General features: G+C 58.5%; 19 protein-coding genes. 8 read left to right on the top strand and 11 right to left on the bottom strand.

Features of this window, described 5'->3' with window-relative positions; all coding sequences use genetic code 11:
• Positions 1–77: 77 nt before the first annotated feature.
• The gene (locus tag C1717_RS06925) at positions 78–299 is read left to right on the top strand and encodes a DUF6440 family protein (RefSeq protein WP_102372503.1); all 222 of its coding nucleotides are present in this window, start codon (positions 78–80) and stop codon (positions 297–299) included.
• Positions 300–364: 65 nt separating this feature from the next.
• Here the strand turns inward: C1717_RS06925 and C1717_RS06920 are convergent, their stop codons facing one another.
• From C1717_RS06920 to C1717_RS06910, 3 genes are all read right to left on the bottom strand, one after another.
• Positions 365–1,651: a type II toxin-antitoxin system HipA family toxin gene (locus tag C1717_RS06920; RefSeq protein ID WP_102372502.1), complete on the bottom strand. Its 1,287-nt coding sequence runs from the start codon at positions 1,649–1,651 to the stop codon at positions 365–367.
• Positions 1,651–1,866 carry a helix-turn-helix transcriptional regulator gene (locus C1717_RS06915; RefSeq protein WP_102372501.1) on the bottom strand — a complete coding sequence of 72 codons (216 nt, stop codon included), beginning with the start codon at positions 1,864–1,866 and terminating at the stop codon, positions 1,651–1,653. The genes C1717_RS06920 and C1717_RS06915 overlap by 1 nt, the downstream gene beginning before the upstream one ends.
• A gap of 118 nt (positions 1,867–1,984) precedes the next feature.
• Positions 1,985–2,755, bottom strand: a complete 771-nt coding sequence (locus tag C1717_RS06910) for a HipA domain-containing protein (RefSeq protein WP_180965872.1) — start codon at positions 2,753–2,755, stop codon at positions 1,985–1,987.
• A gap of 214 nt (positions 2,756–2,969) precedes the next feature.
• On the opposite strand from C1717_RS06910, the gene C1717_RS06905 reads away from it, so the two are divergent.
• Positions 2,970–3,866, top strand: a complete 897-nt coding sequence (locus tag C1717_RS06905) for a Fic family protein (RefSeq protein ID WP_102372499.1) — start codon at positions 2,970–2,972, stop codon at positions 3,864–3,866.
• A 93-nt stretch (positions 3,867–3,959) separates the two neighbouring features.
• Here the strand turns inward: C1717_RS06905 and C1717_RS06900 are convergent, their stop codons facing one another.
• Complete coding sequence (locus tag C1717_RS06900) at positions 3,960–4,379, bottom strand: helix-turn-helix domain-containing protein (RefSeq protein WP_102372498.1); 420 nt, start codon at positions 4,377–4,379, stop codon at positions 3,960–3,962.
• 240 nt (positions 4,380–4,619) lie between these two features.
• On the opposite strand from C1717_RS06900, the gene C1717_RS06895 reads away from it, so the two are divergent.
• On the top strand, positions 4,620–5,045 hold the full coding sequence (locus tag C1717_RS06895) for a TipAS antibiotic-recognition domain-containing protein (RefSeq protein WP_180965871.1): 426 nt from the start codon (positions 4,620–4,622) through the stop codon (positions 5,043–5,045).
• A gap of 88 nt (positions 5,046–5,133) precedes the next feature.
• Here the strand turns inward: C1717_RS06895 and C1717_RS06890 are convergent, their stop codons facing one another.
• Both C1717_RS06890 and C1717_RS06885 read right to left on the bottom strand, forming a co-directional pair.
• Complete coding sequence (locus tag C1717_RS06890) at positions 5,134–5,637, bottom strand: hypothetical protein (RefSeq protein ID WP_102372496.1); 504 nt, start codon at positions 5,635–5,637, stop codon at positions 5,134–5,136.
• Positions 5,638–5,721: 84 nt separating this feature from the next.
• Positions 5,722–5,931, bottom strand: a complete 210-nt coding sequence (locus C1717_RS06885) for a helix-turn-helix transcriptional regulator (RefSeq protein WP_019127722.1) — start codon at positions 5,929–5,931, stop codon at positions 5,722–5,724.
• A 237-nt stretch (positions 5,932–6,168) separates the two neighbouring features.
• Here C1717_RS06885 and C1717_RS06880 point away from each other — a divergent pair, with 237 nt between their 5' ends.
• On the top strand, positions 6,169–6,945 hold the full coding sequence (locus tag C1717_RS06880; protein ID WP_102372495.1) for a class I SAM-dependent methyltransferase: 777 nt from the start codon (positions 6,169–6,171) through the stop codon (positions 6,943–6,945).
• 36 nt (positions 6,946–6,981) lie between these two features.
• On the opposite strand, the gene C1717_RS06875 is transcribed toward C1717_RS06880, so the two are convergent.
• Together C1717_RS06875 and C1717_RS06870 are read right to left on the bottom strand one after the other, a co-directional pair.
• The gene (locus tag C1717_RS06875) at positions 6,982–7,332 is read right to left on the bottom strand and encodes a DUF2200 domain-containing protein (RefSeq protein WP_102372494.1); all 351 of its coding nucleotides are present in this window, start codon (positions 7,330–7,332) and stop codon (positions 6,982–6,984) included.
• A 154-nt stretch (positions 7,333–7,486) separates the two neighbouring features.
• Positions 7,487–8,239: a helix-turn-helix domain-containing protein gene (locus tag C1717_RS06870; RefSeq protein WP_102372493.1), complete on the bottom strand. Its 753-nt coding sequence runs from the start codon at positions 8,237–8,239 to the stop codon at positions 7,487–7,489.
• A gap of 106 nt (positions 8,240–8,345) precedes the next feature.
• On the opposite strand from C1717_RS06870, the gene C1717_RS06865 reads away from it, so the two are divergent.
• Complete coding sequence (locus tag C1717_RS06865) at positions 8,346–8,546, top strand: hypothetical protein (protein ID WP_146003671.1); 201 nt, start codon at positions 8,346–8,348, stop codon at positions 8,544–8,546.
• A gap of 17 nt (positions 8,547–8,563) precedes the next feature.
• Complete coding sequence (locus C1717_RS06860) at positions 8,564–8,944, top strand: PH domain-containing protein (RefSeq protein WP_102372491.1); 381 nt, start codon at positions 8,564–8,566, stop codon at positions 8,942–8,944.
• Between the two features lie 30 nt (positions 8,945–8,974).
• Here C1717_RS06860 and C1717_RS10985 read toward each other — a convergent pair whose 3' ends face one another.
• The 3 genes from C1717_RS10985 to C1717_RS06850 form a co-directional block, all read right to left on the bottom strand.
• Positions 8,975–9,118, bottom strand: a complete 144-nt coding sequence (locus C1717_RS10985; protein ID WP_180965870.1) for a DUF2992 family protein — start codon at positions 9,116–9,118, stop codon at positions 8,975–8,977.
• A gap of 145 nt (positions 9,119–9,263) precedes the next feature.
• Positions 9,264–9,911: a DUF6998 domain-containing protein gene (locus C1717_RS06855; RefSeq protein WP_102372490.1), complete on the bottom strand. Its 648-nt coding sequence runs from the start codon at positions 9,909–9,911 to the stop codon at positions 9,264–9,266.
• Between the two features lie 27 nt (positions 9,912–9,938).
• Entirely contained in the window at positions 9,939–11,306 is a 1,368-nt protein-coding gene (locus tag C1717_RS06850) for an ATP-binding protein (RefSeq protein ID WP_102372489.1), read from the bottom strand.
• Positions 11,307–11,457: 151 nt separating this feature from the next.
• Here C1717_RS06850 and C1717_RS06845 point away from each other — a divergent pair, with 151 nt between their 5' ends.
• Complete coding sequence (locus tag C1717_RS06845) at positions 11,458–12,051, top strand: TetR/AcrR family transcriptional regulator (protein WP_102372488.1); 594 nt, start codon at positions 11,458–11,460, stop codon at positions 12,049–12,051.
• A 75-nt stretch (positions 12,052–12,126) separates the two neighbouring features.
• The gene (locus C1717_RS06840; protein WP_102372487.1) at positions 12,127–12,798 is read left to right on the top strand and encodes a class I SAM-dependent methyltransferase; all 672 of its coding nucleotides are present in this window, start codon (positions 12,127–12,129) and stop codon (positions 12,796–12,798) included.
• Positions 12,799–12,880 lie beyond the last annotated feature (82 nt).

Below are 12,880 nucleotides of genomic sequence, written 5' to 3'. Positions count from 1 at the left end.
ATCCAAGCAGCCGGCATCGATATCAGCCAAACATGTTTGAACGATAGTCTTGCAACCGAACAATGAAAGGAACTGCTATGGCGAAAGAGCGTTTTGTCGAGGTGTATTCGCAGGGCGTGACCAACGTTCGCAAGGTCATCGTCGATGTGCAGACCGGGGTGAACTACTTGCTGATGTCGTCCAACATGACGGGTGGCAGCGGCATCACCGTGCTCGTGGACGCCGACGGAAAACCCTTGGTCACGCCACTGGGCGAGGGCGACCAGGTTGCCTTCGGTCAGTTGCTCGACCGGGAGTAGGCAATGCGGGCAGCGGCGCCCGTCCCAGGGCGATGGGACGGGCGCCGTGCCTGCACGTTTCGCGCTTACTGGCAGAACGTCCTGAGTATTTCGCGGCGCGGGGCGATGTCTTCGATGAGGTCATCGGCGATATAGGGTGTGGATTCCAGGACGGGCCCCATCGAGCCGTCTCCAGCCGCTCGTATCGCGTCTTCGATACGCTCTGCAAGTGGACTTGCCAATCTCTTGAGAGCCGCTTCGGTGATCCCGAGCTCTCGGGCAAGAGCACTGAATGTCGAGGGAGCGATCTCGTCGATATTGCGCGATCCACCAAGGGACATCGCCATGTCGCGGCTGTATCTGGGGAAATATGTAGTGCATACGAGATCGTATGCCGGGGCAAGCGATAAAGCCGTACGTCTCGGATGCCTCCCTGTCCCATACATAAGCGAATAGTTCTTGAGATGAGCATCGCAGTCCCCGATAAGGTAAGAAAAGCAGAGCATCTGAGCAAAGTGCAAGATATCCAGTGCCGGGGTGCTCGCTTGTGAGCGGAGGAAGTGCGCGATGCTTCGGATGCTGCCGCCTTCCAGCTCTGCATATTTTGATCCGGGGGTGATCCCGAACGCCTGGGCAAGATCTTCTTGATGAAGCCTTGTGACATGCAGGTCGGCGGAATCGGGTGAAATGGAGCGGTCGAATCGTTCGACTGCAAGGATGGGTTGACCGAGGTCGAGGAGCGACACGTTTGCCACCCTTATGCCGCAGGCATTCGCAGCGCTCATGCAAAGGTACTCTATTTCAGGTATGTCACGAAGCGGGCTTGATTTAAGGATGTGGGTTGTCGCAGCGGTGCCCTTCGGCTGAAGCCATCCTTCGGTCATCGGCGCTTCTGGTTGATGGGCGAGGCCAGTTTTGTCTTGAGCACCGGCGAGCGAGAGGCGCATGGTTGCGTTCTCAAGTGCGCGGCTTGGTCTGTCGAGGAACATCTCAATGAGGTCATTGTGGGTTATGGCGTTATAGCCATGCTCTTCGAATGGGTCACGGTCGCCTTCGTCGCGGATAACGACATCGCCGATGCAATCTCTACCGCAAGCCGCAAGGAGCGATAACCAATCCTGCTCCGGCAGACGCAGCTCACCAGCTAAGGCTCGACGAGCTTCCCCTTCAGGTAGCAGGCCTTCAAAAAACGGTTGAAAAACGGAGAGCTCATACGGACGATTTGAAAGGGGGAGGGAAAGCGAGAGCGGAATGGCACGAGCAGATGAAAGGTATCCATCGTCATATCGGAACGTCATGGTTGCTGTAGAAATGGTTCCAACTGTTAGAAGGTCACGGTATTCAAGCCGAATAACTCTGAGATTGCTCTCCATCAGCTTCTCCTCTCAACGAAGACATCTAGGCCGAGTGTTGTGAGCACGGCGAGCGTTTTTCCAAGCTCAGCTGTCTCTTTGCCGTTCTCGAGTTGGGAGAGAAATGTGATGCCGACGCCGCAGAGCCCGGCGAATTCTGCCTGCGTAAACCCTTGGCGCTTCCGTTCGGCTTTAATGATGCTGCCGAGATCGCTAGGGGTAATAATTACCTGCATAATCTCCTCCGATTTATACGAACGCGAAAACAATGAGTTTATTTAGTATGATTTACGCGTACGCATAAATCAATAGAATTTAGGATTCTACTTATGCGAACGCGAAAACAGAGGCCTTCTATAGCCGTACCTTGCTGGTGAACTCCTCGCTGATATGCTCGACGAGAAGCTCAACGCGGTCGTATCCAAACTGGGTGAGATGGTCTGCAACCGCATCAAGGGCTTTGGTGGATTTGGAGCAGAGTTCTCGATACAAGCTCACGCCAAGCTTCTGGGGAACTCCCAGCGCTTTTGAAGTTTCCGCGATGTCATCGGAGGTAACATCGGAGATCTTGCGGCTCGCGCAAAGCGAGACACCCATTTCTTTGTTGACGCTTGGATAGATGGTTGTACAGGTGATGTCGTACAACGGGGCCAATTCGCAAGAGTCCCAGGTTTCATCCCAGAGCATGGCGTGATTCTTGAGATGGTTGTTGCAGTTTCCGATGAGATAGTCGAAGTACAGCGTTTGCAAGAAGAGGGCGCGGTCGCCAAATGGGTTGCTGGAGGCATGAGTAAGTATGGTCCCGCAACGGTTTACGTAGTTCCCGTTGGTCGGCTCGTATTTCATTTCGGGCATGAGAAGCGATGCTTGGCAGAAATCCGCTTGATGCAGCCGTTTGGGAACAGGCAAGCTGCTGATGAGCTTCTCTTGATGATTGGGAAATATGCGATCAAAGCGCCGGACCGCGAGAAGCGGCTCTCCTCCATCCAACTTCAAAAGCGTCCACTCTGCAGTGTCGAACCCGCATAGTTTTGCCGTTTCGAGACATAGCGCCTCGTTCAGCGTTTGATCGGGGAACACGCTTTGAGGCGTTTTCACGATATGCGTAGAAGGGGCGGTCGACATCGCGGAACTCGACCGCCTCGGCTGTGACCATGTACGCCTCGCTCGCATGGTTACTGCCTTCGAGCACATGGACGTGACCTGTGCGGCATACTCGTCTTGATATCCGTCGTGACGCGTTCAGGTGTGAGGAATAATGCGCTTCCCCTATCGGCAATATAACATGGCATCTGATACATTATCTATCAAGAAATATTGCCGGTAGGGGAAGAGGGCCATGGCAGCAAAAGGTATCTGGTCAGTTGCCGACGCTGCTGAGGCATGGGGTGTTTCCGAACGTACGGCTAGGAACTACTGCGCCCAAGGTCGTGTGCCGGGTGCGTTTCTCGTCGGCAAGACATGGGTCATTCCGACAGGCGCAGAGAAGCCTGTGCGTAAGCCTCGCACCGATGCCCGCCCCGCCTCGCTGCTTGCCGTGCTGAGGCGGGAACGCGAGGCTAACCTGCCTGGCGGCATCTACCATCGTGTGCAGATTGACCTTACCTTCAACTCCAACCATATGGAGGGAGGCAGGCTGACGCACGATCAGACGCGCTTCATCTTCGAGACGAACACCATCGGTGCTGGCGATGTGGCGAATGTGGACGACATTGTTGAAACGGCGAATCATTTTCGTTGCATCGACATGATGATCGATGCTGCTGGACATCGCATCAGCGAGCGCATGGTCAAGCAGCTTCATGCTCAGGTAAAGAGCGGTACGAGCGATAGCCGGAAAACCTGGTTTGCAGTTGGGGAGTACAAGCGCTTGCCCAACGAGGTCGGTGGCCGTGAGACCGCCTCGCCTGAGGACGTCCCGCAGCGCATGCGTGCGCTCATCGATGATTACGAAGACGGCGGCGGGAAAACACTTGAGGACATCGTTGCATTTCACGTGGCATTCGAGCGCATCCATCCCTTCCAAGACGGCAACGGGCGCGTGGGTCGCCTGCTTCTTTTCAAAGAATGCCTGCGTCACGGCGTGGTTCCGTTCATCATTACCGATGAGATCAAGCTGTTCTACTATCGAGGGCTGAACGAATGGGATCGCGAACCAGGATATCTGCTGGATACATGTCGCGCCGCGCAGGACGCATTCGGCGAGCTTATGAACCGCTTCGGAATCAATGGCTAATCTGCTGGCAATGTAATGCGATGGGTTTCCGCCTGGTTGCCGCCCCGCGTTTGTGATGAGGCGGCAACCGTCGCCGCAGCCATGGAGCCGTTTCTACTCCTTGCCCTCATCTGCGATCTGCGTGAGCGCGAGACAAGCGAGGCCGATGCCGAGCAATATAAATGCGTTGCGCGGGTCGATCTCGTCCATGATGGAGAGAGCGGTCACGCCGACGCCCATGGCGAGTGCCACCGCTTTGAAAACGAGCTTGATGAGAGTGCTTGCCTTCTCAAGCGAAGGATTGCGCTCGGTGGATTGTTCTCCTGCGGCGCGGGCTTGCAAGAGCTCATCGACGGAAACGCCGAGTAGGCCGGCGAGCTTGGGCAGCGAGCTCACATCCGGTACCGATAGGTCGCGTTCCCATTTTGAAACGGCTTTGTCGGTGACCCCCATTTCACGTCCGAGGTCGAGCTGAGTCATCTGTTTCTCTTGGCGAAGCGTGCGGATCATGGTCCCAAGCGTTTGGCGTTCCATGGTGGTCCTTTCGTCGTGCTTGCGTTCTGGTTGCGCGCACCATGATTGTCGCGCCGGGTGTCTGGGAACTCAACCGACAGCTGGTTGAGATTGCTCTACCGCCAGATGAGATGCAGTAGAGCGCTTGTGTACTGGGGAAACGCTGCGCATCGCCAAGTGGTGCGTACTGTCCGGCTGTTTCCTGCTGCGTGATGCGATATGGTAATGCCCGCTAATTTGAGATTGAAGGAGACGGTGCCCATGAGCGAGATGCGTGCCTTCGAGGCGTTGAAAAACGAGAAGGTCTCGGTGAACGAGCGTACGTACGGCAAGGAGGCGCGTGAGCGCTGGGGCGACGATGCGGTGGATGCGGCGAACGACCGCCTGCGTTCCGCATCGCGCGAGGAGTGGGATGACCTCGAGCAGCTGGGAGAGGCTATCAACGAGCAGCTCGTGCTTGCTATGGCTACGGGCGATACGGCGAGCGAGGAATCGCAGGAGCTCGCGCGCATGCATGCGCGGTGGATCCAGGGGCATTGGGGGGCAGGCCGTTACACGCCTGAGGCGCATCGCGGTTTGGCGCAGATGTACCTTGCCGATGACCGGTTCCGCACGTATTACGATGACGCTGCCGGTGAGGGCGCGACGGAGTTTCTCGTCAAAGCGCTTGAATCCTATCTGTCGTAGCTAGATGCATGCGCCCGCCCACGAACGCGAAAACATGCGCGGGCGGGCGCTGCCATATGTGCGAACTCAATGCAGACAGCCCAATCGGCTATTCCGCTTCATCGCCGATTTCACTCCGCAGGCGAATCTTGTACGTGGCTTTTACGACGAGCAACGCCACGGAAAGAAACACGATCGTCGAGGCGACCGCCGCCATGGCCTCAAGGCTCACGAGCGCTCCGACAAAGATGGCGATCACGGAGAGCGCGGGCATGGTCTGGATGAACGAGCGGGCAACTTCCCGTTCCAGATGAGCCTGGAGCTCGTCGTTCTCCTTTGCATGGAGGCGGCGGAGCGCCTGGTCATCGGAGAGCGCGCGGCGAAGCTCCGTGATGTTCTTGATGGTGACCACGGCTGCAACAGCGCAAAGTCCCATCACCGCTCCTAAGAGGAAGGCCGACGTGCTCGTGGTGCCGTTCAGGGCGGGAAGGTTATCGGTTGCGGTAAGCGCGCCGCCTGCGACGAGCACGATGCAGATGGCTGCAGCTGACATGGTTTCGCGGTGCAGGCGCTTGCTGGCGTCTTCGCGCAGGGCGTCGATGGTGGTCTTCATAAGTGCGGCCTCCTTCTGGCTGCTGGTGTTCTGTGAAATGCCAGGTTTGCTAGCTTGTTATCCGTGCGTTGCCTGTATAGACGGTTACAGTTCCTCGTCGATTTCGGAAAAATCGAAGACTTCCTCAATAGTGAGCCCAAAGTAGCGGGCGATCTTGTAGGCGAGCGGGAGCGACGCGGTGTATTTGCCCACCTCGATGGAGGTGATGGTCTGGCGCGTTGTGCCCACGGCGTCGGCTAGCTCGGCTTGGCTGAGCTTCTGCGCCCGCCTGAGTTCACGGATTCGACTCCTCATAATCCTCCCTACCCAGTGTGTCCGGATGAAGAACTGCAAAGCACGCTTTGCAAACTAAGCATAGTATGCTTTGCAAAAAAAGACAAGTAAACTTTGCAAAAAAACTTGTCAGCTTCGCGGGTGGGTGAGGACGGGCGATAATGCTTCCAGGAAGCATGCGACGCACACGGACAGCATTGCAGGCGTCTGGTCTGCCGCTGTGCATGGATGGGCCTTGCAGGAGACGGGAGCGCGCAGATGGGGGTATCTGCCATCGATGGGTCGAACTACACCGACATCAACGCCAAGACGATCGACGGCTGGATTGAAGAGGGCTGGGAATGGGGAACGCCCATCTCGCACGAGAAGTTCATGCGCGCGCAGGTGGGCGATTGGTCCATAGTGCTTACGCCGACGATCCCAGTGCCGCGGGCGTGGTTTCCCAAAAGCCTTGCTGGCTGCCACGTGCTGGGGCTTGCGTCGGGCGGAGGCCAGCAGATGCCGATCATGGCGGCGTGCGGTGCGCGATGCACGGTGCTCGACTATTCCGAACGCCAGCTGGCGAGCGAGCGGGAGGTTGCCGAGCGCGAGGGTTACGAGATCGAATGCGTACGAGCCGACATGACCCATCCGCTGCCGTTCGCCGACGAGGCGTTCGACCTCATCATCCACCCCGTCTCGAACTGCTATGTGGAACACGTGCTGCCCATCTGGCGCGAGTGCTATCGCGTGCTCAAGCCGGGCGGACGGTTGCTAGCCGGGCTCGATAACGGGTTCGCCTACGCGCTGGACGACGCCGGGGAACACGTGGTGCGCGGACTTCCGTACAATCCGCTGCGCGATTCCGAGCTAGCAGCGACAATCGACCTCAAGGAAGACGGTGTGCAGTTCTCGCACACCTTTGACGAGCAGATTCGTGGTCAGCTGCAGGCAGGCTTCGCGCTCATCGACTGCTATGAGGACACCGATGGCGAAGGCCGCCTGCACGACCTGCGCATCCCCACGTTTTGGGCCACATGCGCAGAGCGGCGTTAAGGGCGAGAAGCGTAGCTGCGTCCTCTGGGAACCCCGTTAGGCTCGCAGGATCATTTCCATTGCGCGCCCGCGGGCAAGCTCATCTACCAGCTTGTCCAGGTAGCGCGCATTCTGCTCGACGGGGTTCTCGATTGCGGTGACGTCTACTCCGCAGATCTTTCCGGTGATGAGCGAGCGGTTGGGGTTGAGCTGTGGGGCGGCTGCGAAGAACTGCTCGTAGGTGGCGCCCGCTTCAAGCTGTGCTTGCAGGCCCTCCGCATCGTAGCCGGTGAGCCAGAAGATGACCTGGTCGACCTCGTCCTTGCTGCGGCCCTTGCGCTCAGCTTTCTGTACCAGCAGCGGGTAGACCTTGGCGAATGGCATCTGAGGGATGGATAGGCGCGGCATGACGGCTCCTTCAGGCGGCGGTGGGTTGCACCCCAGAGCGTATCATGGCCTCGGCTCAGTGCGCTCTGGGGCTCCGCCGCCGTTCCGGAGTAGGTTTCTTTACATGGTTCCAGAGAGAGTCGCACTCATGTACCGGGCGTGAGCGCGCTCGTGCTCATTGGTCGTTCCGTTTCTTTTGGATGCCGGAGAGTATGTCTTGTAGCGCAGAAGCATCGTTCTCCTTCTCCTTGAGCGCATGCCGCGCGATGATCTCTGCTTCGTCGAGCTTGTCGGATGCTGCAAGCGCGGCTGCCTCCATGATGCGCGGGTCCGCCTGCGGCATATGGATGGATCGCGCGGCCTCAAGCGCCCTGTCGTGGTCGCCTGCCAAGACGTACTGGCCGGCGAGCACAAAGGCGGCTGCTTCGCGCTGTTCCAGGGAGCCATCTTGCCGGCATACCTCGAAGAGCTCTATGCTGCGCGCGAGCGCTGCTCTCCCGATGCTTTCCTGCAGCAGGCGCTCTGCGGGCTCGCTCGCGGCAACCGCCTTTTGTGCTTCCTGCGCAATCTCCATGAACAAGGATGCAGCGGCAAAGGCGAGCGTTGCGCTTGCGGGATGAAGCTGGACCGCTTTCTCGCCTAGCTTGGTTGCGTTCGAGAAGTCGCCTTGGGCCAAGGCATCCCGGCCGGGCTGGAGAAGCTCCTCGGCGCGCTCCTCGCTTACGTCTGGGTTGAATCCCAGGAGCTCATCCGTCGTGGTGCCGAGCGCTTCTGCGAGGGGGCAGAGCATCGTCACGTCGGGGAGCGTCTGCCCGGTCTCCCATTTGGAAACTGCCGCAGGTGTAAGCCCGAGCGCTTGAGCCAATCGTTCCTGGGTGTAGCCGCATGCCCGCCGTTTTTCTCGAATGGTGTATGCCGTGTTCAACATTGTCTCTCCTTTTTCGGGGGGTTGCGCGCATGTTTTGAGCTCAGCTTCATTATCAGGTGCAATGTGGGTGCGGGGTAGCGATTGTGCCTCCAGTTTTCGTGCCTTCTTGTCGAGCCCGGCTCAAACCGGCGCATGCGTCCCTGCACTTGTCCCGATCGTCATCACCGGTGTCATGCTGGCAATCGAGCTTGCCGACATGGCGATTAGCCCGCGCGTCGAGTACGCAATGTGGCGCTACGAGGTCACACCCACGGACGTGAACCTCTGCTATGTGGCATTAGCATCGCTGTGGGGCATGTCCCGCTGACAGGGGAGTCTTGGGGTATGGCGTGCTTGGCGCTCGACGTGCTGCTCGTTGCTGCGGGGGTTGCGGCCGTCGTGCGGATGGTTCTGAACTCCGTCCTTCGCTACCGGGATAGCCGTATCGGGCACGACCGTGCGCGGTTCGTGATGGTCGTGGGCGGCGCCAGGCGTCGGACCGAGGTGGTTCCGCGCACGCGCCTGCAGCATGCGACCGCATCTGCGAGCCCGTTCCAGCGGAGGCTTCGTATCGCGAGCTTCGTCACGAGAACCGCCGCGATGGGTGACCTCCTTTTGCGCGACGCCTCCGCTGCCGATGCTGAAGCCCTTCTCGCGTGGGTTCGACCGCGCGGGAGCGTTTCCGCGGCCTGCCCCGTTGACGCGTCGGCTTCTAAAATAGATTAAGAAGCTTGGCCCTCAACTTCTAAAAATGCTTTAGAAGTTGAGGAGCCGGCTGGGATACCGGCCAGCAGAGATACATTCCGTCACGCCGACCCAGAATTGCCCGTCGAAGTAAACGGTAAATGTTGTCGAAATCGCAATCGAGCGGGAATCGCCGGAACAAACGCCTTTCCGCATAACAAATCCTCCTCCTTGAACAAGGGTCATGCGGAGAAGGGACAACCGCTGCGCGGCAGGCTACGGACGGCCGGGTGACCGCGCCCCGACTACCCGACGGGGTTGTGTTTTGATCTCCGTGTGCAGGAGGATAGCATGCAGCAGGTTACTGAGTTGATGGGTTCGAGAAAGCTTGTCGGCGCGGTATGCGGTCTAGGAAGGCAATGTGTTCGTTCAGCTCTATCAACTTGTTGATAGCTATGCGGCGCTGTCCTGTTTTCGATCGCTTGCCGGCGCATTGCCATGCTGGCCCACCGGGACCGTTGTAGATTTCAAAGCAGTCCCCGTGTCCGTCTAGCTTGAGCACGATTAGATAATCGGGCTGTTCGCTGATTGCGACTGAGCTCGTTTGCGTTGTCTTGATTTGCACCTGTCGCTCATCAGGCGTCCATCCATCATGAACGGGATGAGATGCTTCATACAGCGTGAGGTCATACCGCTGCTCAGCTATAACTTCGCCGATACTTCCTACCATATGACCATCAGGGGTGAAATGTCTTCCTTCGTGCAGCCTTTCGAGCTGTTCTGCAAGCGCATACATCTTGCGGACAAGATTTCGGGTTTCTCCTTGTACGGCATTAGGCTGTTTTGAGGGCAGGTGTGACGGAGCAACCATTTCAAAGGGGATGCGATGAGTAATGAGTAGCTGCCGAATGGCGAGGTTGCAATAATCATCAACCGTGAGGCCGATTGAGTCGAGAAGCTCTTCGGCCTCTTGCAGCAGCGCCTGGTTAAGAGGGATGGTATTAGGCATGGCTACCTCGTTTCTCACAATCTGGCATTACATCTCAGCTTCGTAGGGAAGCAGGCACCATTTCCAAGCCGGCGTGATGCGAATCTCGCCCACATCAGAATGCACGGCATCCTCTTCACGGAGTGTGAGGATCAGGCCCTCTTGCAAACGCGTGAAGCGCATGCCCGCCACGAGAGAGCCTATCTCGCGCTCCCTCGTGCGGTCAGCGCTCATGTCGTAGCTGACTTGTATCAGTTCGTAAGGGTCGAGCCCTAGAGCATCCCCGGTGAGGAAATCGACCTTCGCATTCGAGCCGTCGGGTACGGTAAGGGACGATATCGCGTCGGTTCTTCTGCCGGAGAATCGGCGCCGCAGCTCTAGATACACCAACGTCTCAAGGCGCTTGCCATGATCTTGTTGGTTGGCGCGCGAGACTGCGTAGGCGAGGCCATGGTCCTCGGCATAGACCTTGGGCCGGGCCGTCGTGTTCGGCTTCAACATAGTCGTATATTCCGGCAGATAGTGAATGAGATACGCCTGCTGCAGCAGCTCGAGCAGCTGGGATACCTTGTTCCAGTATGCCTTGTAGCCTAAGTCGGTGAGCCGTTTCGCTAGGCCGTTGGACGAAAGTTCGCAAGCGGTATTGCGGATGGCGAACAGTGCCAGCTGCATGGTGAGTGAGATGTCTTCTCGTCCGGAGCGCTCGGCAACGTCGCGCGCCACCACGTCGCGAACGTATCCCTGCAAGAGTTCGATGCGGTCGCCAAAAGGTCGCTGCTGGATGCCGGGGAAGCCGCCCCATTGCAGATAATCGCTAAAGGCTGATTCGTAGCGTGTAGTCTCTTTGGGAGAGAAGCTCGTTTGCCCTGTCTCTGGAAGCGGGATGCCGTTGAATGCACAGTATTCCGCGAACGAGAGTGGCCACATCTCGTGAACGTGCGAGCGGCCGCGGAATGAGGAGGCGATTTCCGACGAGGAGACTTTCGAAGAGGATCCGGTGATAACGAGGGTGACAGTTTCCTGCTCGGCAATGCGTTGGCAGAATCCCTGCCACTCGTCGATTTCCTGAACCTCGTCGAGGAACAGGTAGCATCCGCATTCGCGTGCGTCAGGCACTTGTCTCCAGTACTCCTCTACGACCGTCTGCATGATTCCGCGATCGAGGGGTTTGAGGCGTTCGTCAGAGAAATCGAAGTAGAACATGTGCTGGCGATCAACGCCTTTGGCAAGCAACGACTGCATGAGCTGAAACAGGTAGAACGTCTTTCCGCAGCGGCGCATGCCGGTGATGATGTGGACCAGGTTGAATCGCGCCGGCTCAGGAAGCTCACGGATTATCTCCTTGCGCGGTGAGGGGGAGGGAATCGCTTCTGCGAGGCGTTCGCGAACGAGGGCTGCGATATCCGAGGTTGTCATGGTGTTCTCCAAACTTCTATAAACTATTTAGAAGTATAATCCATAACTTCTAAATATCTTTTAGAAGTTATGGATTCGTGCAGCTGGAAAAGAAATATTGACCAATGCTCAATTAAGGTGTACGCTGCGGGTTGAACGAGGAGGCGCTTGTATGACTAGAACGGTAAAAGATCCCGAGGAGCGGCGGCGCGAGCTGTTGGCGTGCGCCATGCGGCTGTTTGCCGAGAAGGGCTACGACAACGTGTCGGTCCGCGCGGTCGCGCGCGAGGCGGGCGTGGCGTCAGGTCTCGCGTACCATTACTTCGATTCCAAGCAGGCGCTGTTTAACGCGGCGATCGAGGAGTACGCACGGCAATGCGCCGAGCAGTTGTGCGCGGTGTTCGACAACCGTGCGCTCTCGCTTGACGAGCAGCTCGACAGTGCCTTGGAGCTGGGGGCCGGAGGAGGGGCGTTTCCGTACGCAGATTTCTTCCACGCCGATAAACACGGCGCGCTCCACGAGCGGCTTTCGCTGGGTATCTGCGAGGCGGTGCGACCGAGCCTTACCGCGGCGCTCGAGCGAGATGCGGCGGCGCGCGGCGCTACGGCGCTCGACGCCGAGGTGCTGGCGGGCATGCTGGTGTATGGGAGCATCGGGCTCGCGTCTAGCGAACATGAGCTGGACGAGCGGACGGTCCAGACGGTGCGGCGCTATGTTTCGGCTTTGGTCGAGGAGTTCCGGAGCGCTGGCAAGAAGGCCAACTAGGGGATTCGCCCGAGTTGCAACTCGGGCTTTTCTCGCACTTCATTATTGAACATTGTTCAACAGAAAGGACGGAAGATGGACGAGAGAAAAGACAGGAGCGCGGATAGGGGTGGTGCATCCGCTTCGGAGCAGCTCAAGGCTCGGTCGCGGGCGGCGTTCAACGAGCAGGCTGCAACATACGACGAGGGCATGCAGGGAAGCCATGCCCGTGCGCTCTATCCGTATATCCTCGAGGAGGCGAAGCGTTCGCTTGCGGGCGTCTGCACCCCGCATGTGCTCGACGTGGGCTGCGGGACCGGTGCGCTTTCCGAGCAGCTGCTCGCCGCGCTGCCCGATTGCCGGCCCACGGGCATCGACCTTCCACCTGCTATGGTCGAGCGGGCACGTATCCGCCTTGCCGCCAGAGCGGAAGTCATCGAAGGCGACGCAGAGCGCCTGCCCTTCCGCGACGAGTCCTTCGACCTGGTGGTATGTAACGATTCGTTTCACCATTACCCCGATCCCGACCGCGCCGCGTTCCAGATGTGGCGCGTGCTCCGCCGCGGCGGAGCCCTTGTGATGGGCGATGCGTGGCAGCCGGCACCTGCGCGCTCGATCATGAACGCCTGGATGCCCTTCTCGTACGAGGGGGACGTGCGAATCTATTCGGAGGCAGAGCTCCGCTCGATTCTGGGAACGTGGTTCGGGCGTGTAAGCTGGCGACGTATAGGCACGACCGCGTGCCTGGTGGTGGCACATAAGGAGTAGCGAACGGGTCCTCAGGCGTGACAGCTTCCTTCGGGGACCCTGTCACACCTGAGGGCGAAGTGCAGGGCGAAGGCGGCTCACA

Source organism: Enorma phocaeensis (assembly GCF_900186505.1).
Taxonomy (GTDB): Bacteria; Actinomycetota; Coriobacteriia; order Coriobacteriales; family Coriobacteriaceae; genus Enorma; species Enorma phocaeensis.
This window is presented reverse-complemented; position numbering and strand designations above follow the sequence as displayed.